At 42.1% G+C, this 2,014-nt stretch carries 4 protein-coding genes; 3 read left to right on the top strand and 1 reads right to left on the bottom strand.

The genetic code is table 11. The features are described 5' to 3' along the window. The 3 genes from VGA95_13230 to npdG all read left to right on the top strand — a co-directional run. On the top strand, positions 1–460 hold a 460-nt coding region (locus tag VGA95_13230), incomplete at its 5' end, for an alpha/beta hydrolase (protein HEX9667503.1). 139 nt (positions 461–599) lie between these two features. Further along, the gene (locus tag VGA95_13235; protein HEX9667504.1) at positions 600–1,007 is read left to right on the top strand and encodes a hypothetical protein; all 408 of its coding nucleotides are present in this window, start codon (positions 600–602) and stop codon (positions 1,005–1,007) included. A gap of 95 nt (positions 1,008–1,102) precedes the next feature. Beyond that, on the top strand, positions 1,103–1,762 hold the full coding sequence (gene npdG, locus VGA95_13240) for an NADPH-dependent F420 reductase (GenBank protein HEX9667505.1): 660 nt from the start codon (positions 1,103–1,105) through the stop codon (positions 1,760–1,762). Between the two features lie 14 nt (positions 1,763–1,776). Here the strand turns inward: npdG and VGA95_13245 are convergent. Beyond that, a partial coding sequence (locus tag VGA95_13245; protein HEX9667506.1) for a YjbQ family protein occupies positions 1,777–2,014 on the bottom strand: 238 nt, incomplete at its 5' end.

Consider the following 2,014-nt stretch of genomic DNA (forward strand, 5'->3'; position numbering starts at 1 on the left):
GGTATACGCCGTCGACTACCCGGAAAGTGTTAATTCCCTTATTCTTGTAGCGACAGGCGCCAGGCTCAGGGTCGCCAAAGAAACCCTAAATTTGGTAAAAAACGACTACGATAAATTTTGTGAAATCGCTCCGTCCCGCGCTCTCGCGTCTTCATCTTCGGATGAATTAAAGGAAGAATTCAGAAACGGACTCCTGAATACCACACCCGAGGTAGTATATCAGGATTTTATCGCATGCGATGAGTTTGATACCGTGGACGAACTTGAGGAAATCTTGGTCCGGACACTCATTATTTCAGGCGATCAGGATATTCTAACCCCCGTAAAATATGGGGAGTATCTCCACGAAAAGATTAAAAACTCAATGCTTCACGTTATAAAGGACGCAGGACACTTTATGATGAAAGAGAAACCTCATGAATTCAATAAAGTTCTAATGAATTTCCTAGAATCCCCATGAGGATTCGTTTAATACAGAACCCTTCAGGTAGGAAAACGTCAAATGGAGTTTTTCTTCAAAAACCTAAGTTTTCATAGATACGGACTTGAATTATCGCTAAGAGTGAATAATAGTAATAAGATTGGGGTATTATAATAACATGGGGCGAACATATATAATCACAATTTTGATCTTATTATTAACTGGGATCTCAGTGTACCCTCAAGCAAATGATAGTTCAGGCACCACGGTACAAAAACCACTGGAAAATCTAAAATTGCTACCTGAGCAATTCAATTTCATAGATAACCGCCATCCTGAAAGTTCTTCAATCAATGAATCCGATCAAATCGATTTACATCAATTGTTAAACAGCTACTCAGTTTATCCTACAATGGAATTCAATCTCACCGACAGGATTAGATCGGAAAATAAAAATAAATCTGTGATACTGTGGGGAGGAGTAGTTCCATTTTTCTCCATCCCAGATCCGGATAAAAGCGAACAAGAAAGTTCCTTTTCTAAAGAAAACTTTTCTATTTTCTGGCATTTAAAGAAAAGGTTCTAAGTATCTTAAGAATTAAAATAGTTTCTAATTTGTTCACTTTACTCAACCGATTCTTTTGTTAAAATAATGCAAAATCAAATATAGGAGCTTAGCGAATGAAAATCTCTCTATTAGGCGGAACCGGGGATATCGCGGAGGGGCTTGTGCTTCGTTGGTCAAAAGTTGGTCACGAAATATTCATTGGATCGAGGAGCGAAGAAAAAGCCAAGGGCATAGCATCGCAGTACAACCAAAAGCTTTCAGAGCGTGGCATAAAGTCCATCATACACGGTATGCCTAACGCAGAAGCTGCTAAAGAGTCTGAAGTGATCATCATAAGCATACCACCCGAATACGCAGTTTCCACATTGGAAAGCGTACGAAACAGCATTAACAACCAAATCGTTGTCTCACCGGTAGTTCCAATGGTTAAAAGGGGCAGGTCTTTCTTTTATTCCCCACCTTCTCAGGGTTCTGCAGCGCTTGAGATAAAACAGGTTTTGCCAGAAGGCGCAAGACTTGTGTCTGCATATCACAATCTCCCGGCTAAGGAACTGAGTGATATTGAACATCCGCTCGATTATGACGTTGTAATATGTGGAGATGACGATGAAGCCAAGGAGGTTGTCAAAACGCTGACCGAAGATATGCGGAATCTCAGAGTCCTCGATGCCGGGCCCCTTGAAATCTCGAGTATGATAGAGGCGATTACACCACTCATTGTCAACCTGAATGTACGATATAAACCACAGCACTTTTCGATCAAGTTCGTCTGATCAGGGCTATTTGCTCACTCTCCCAACACCTGTATCACCACCCTCCGGGTCCTGGGTCTATTGTCAAAATCGATGAGCACAATCTGCTGCCATGTTCCGAGAAGTAACTTTGAGGACGAAAAGGGTACGGTCAGAGAGGGTCCAAGCAGAGAAGCCCTGATGTGGGAATAGCCATTTCCGTCGCCCCACCTCGCATCATGATCATAATGGATACCCTTTGGTGCAATCCTCTCTATGGCTGCCTGAAAATCC

Source organism: Thermodesulfobacteriota bacterium, from assembly GCA_036397855.1.
Classification (GTDB): Bacteria; Desulfobacterota_D; UBA1144; order Nemesobacterales; family CSP1-2; genus DASWID01.